A 2,393-nucleotide genomic window follows, 5' to 3' on the forward strand; every position below is an offset into this window, starting at 1 on the left:
ACAACGCCGCGAGCACAGCGACGGCGACGTCCTGCATCAGCGCGATGGGCAGGGTGAGCAGGAACACGCCGAGCGGGAACCGGCGCCGGAACGCCAACGCGGCGCAGCCGACCGCGGCCAGGGCCACCTCGAGACGTGTGTGCTCCCACATGCTCACCACCCGTACGTCCACGGCCGCCACCGCCACCAGGACGATGTCGACGACCGGCGTGGGAACCCGCTGCCACACGGCGCGTGCACGGCTCATCGGCCGGCCGCCGGCCGGGGGTGCTCGTCGAGCAGTCCGGCCCGCTGCGCCAGCAGTGCGGCCTGCACCCGGCTCGTCACCCGCAGCTTGGTGAGGATGGCGCTGACGTGGTCCTTCACCGTGCCCGCCCCCAGGTGGATGCGCGCCCCGATGTCCGCGTTGGACAAGCCCTCCGCCACCAGGACGAGGACGTCACGCTCCCGCGCGGTGAGCAGCCGGACCCGCGCGGCCTCCTCGTCGACGGCCGCCCCCGTGCCGGGGTGGCTGTGCAGCAGGGTCCGCGACGCCTTGGGGGAGAGCACCACACCGCCCGCGACCAGGGTGCGCACCAGGTGGGCGAGCTGCTCGGGCTCGGTGTCCTTGAGGAGGAAGCCGGCCGCGCCGGAGTGCAGCGCGGTCAGGATGTACTCGTCGGCGTCGAACGTGGTGAGCATCGCCACGACCGGAGGATCCGGCATCGTACGCACCTCGCGCAGGACGGTCAGTCCGTCGACGTCCGGCATCCGGATGTCCAGCAGCACCACATCCGGCCGCTCCCGGCGGACCGTCACGACGGCTTCGCCGCCGCTCGCGGTCGCGACGACCTCGATGTCCGCCGACGCGCCCAGAATGAGCTCGAAACCTGAGCGGACCAGGGCCTCGTCGTCCACCACCACTACCCGGATCACGCGCTCCGCCTCACCTTCGTTCATGCCGTCCGGCCCATGCCGACTCGACCCTAAAGCCATGCAGAGCTCTTGCGGCCCGGCGAGCGGCAGCTCCAGCCACACGGCGGGGTAGCACCCACCGGTCGGCAGGGATACGGCAGGCTTCCGCGGATAGTCCATTCGACGTCACACCGGCGCGCCGGACGGGGCGCCGCATTCGTACGTGCCGGAAGTTATCCACAGGACGCGACGCAATCTTGACGGAGCGGTGCGAACGGGGCGACTCTGGGCGGGTGCCGGAAGGCCTCGGGGAGGGGGCTTTCCCACGGCACATCTGGGGGGCGGATGGCCATAGGGGAGGCCCGTCCGGGTTCGGTACGGCGTGGTGCACAGCCGAAGCGGCTGGAAGAGACCATGCGCGTCCGGCTCGGCCGGGAATGTGTGTATGTACCGTCGTGCCGTTTCGGGCTGTACGTGGCGCTGCGCCACTGGTGCCCGCCCGGCGGACGGGTGCTGATGTCGCCGGTCAACGACGACGTGATCTTCTTCGTCGTGCTCGCGGCCGGACTGCGCCCCGTACAGGCGCCGTTGAACCCGCTCGACGCGTCCATCGACATCGACGCCGTGCCGGACGAGGTGTGGGGCTCGGTGTCGGCCGTGCTCACGACGAACCTGTACGGGAACCCGGATCCGGCACCGCGCCTCAGACAGAAGTGCGACGCGCTGGGGATCCCGCTGTTCGAGGACGGGGCGCACGCGATCGGCAGCCGGGTGGGGGACCGGCCGGTCGGGGCGTGGGGCGAGGCATCCGTGTTCAGCCTGTCCAAACACGTCGGGGCCAAGGCCGGAGGCGTGCTCTCGCTCGCCGATCCGGGGTTACGGGAGGCGGTGGAGAAAACCTGCGAGCAACTGCTCGCGCCGCGCCGGGCGAGCGCCGAAATCGCCTATCTGGTCCGGCCGTACGCGGAGGCGGCGGTGCGCGGGCTGCGGCTGCGGCGCGCCGCCTGGGCCGCGATCCGGCTGCTGGGGCTGGCGGACCGCGAGGAGATCCGGATGCCGCTGCGCCCGGACGAACTCGCCCTCGCCGCCCGCGAGACGCCCGGGCTCGACGCCCACCACCCGTGGGTGCGCGTCGACATGCACGACTACCGTCTTCGGTCCGGCCGGCTGCGGCTGCGCCGCATCGGGCGGGCGCTCGACCGGCTGGACGACGTGCTGGACGCCTGCCGGGCGGGCACGGAACTGCTGCTGTCCACGCCCTGGGCCAAGCCGCGCGACGGCCACGGGACGCAGCCGCTGTTCCGGGTCCCGCTGTTCGTGGCCGACCGGGAGGCGGCGATCGCGGCGCTGGCCCGGCAGGGCATCGCCGTCGGCTACCTCTACGACCCGCCTCTGGACGACTACGCCGGTGCGGAGTTCACCGACCCCTCACCGGCTCCCGAGGCGGCCCGCTGGTTCGCGCGGCACGCGCTGCCCGTGGACCCGCTGCGGGCGCGGAC

2 protein-coding genes and 1 pseudogene are annotated in these 2,393 nt (G+C 72.7%); 1 reads left to right on the top strand and 2 read right to left on the bottom strand.

What is annotated here, in order from left to right:
• Both ABT116_RS42795 and ABT116_RS42800 read right to left on the bottom strand, forming a co-directional pair.
• Window positions 1–247 (bottom strand): annotated as a pseudogene (locus tag ABT116_RS42795) (two-component sensor histidine kinase); the annotation flags it as partial.
• Window positions 244–939 (bottom strand): response regulator, encoded by a 696-nt coding sequence (locus ABT116_RS42800; protein ID WP_351646122.1) that lies wholly within the window; start codon window positions 937–939, stop codon window positions 244–246. The gene ABT116_RS42800 and the pseudogene ABT116_RS42795, both read right to left, overlap by 4 nt.
• Before the next feature lie 369 nt (window positions 940–1,308).
• On the opposite strand from ABT116_RS42800, the gene ABT116_RS42805 reads away from it, so the two are divergent.
• On the top strand, window positions 1,309–2,393 hold a 1,085-nt coding region (locus ABT116_RS42805), incomplete at its 3' end, for a DegT/DnrJ/EryC1/StrS family aminotransferase (RefSeq protein WP_351646124.1).

It is taken from the genome of Streptomyces sp. NPDC002130 (genome assembly GCF_040296465.1).
In the GTDB taxonomy this organism is placed as follows: Bacteria; Actinomycetota; Actinomycetes; order Streptomycetales; family Streptomycetaceae; genus Streptomyces.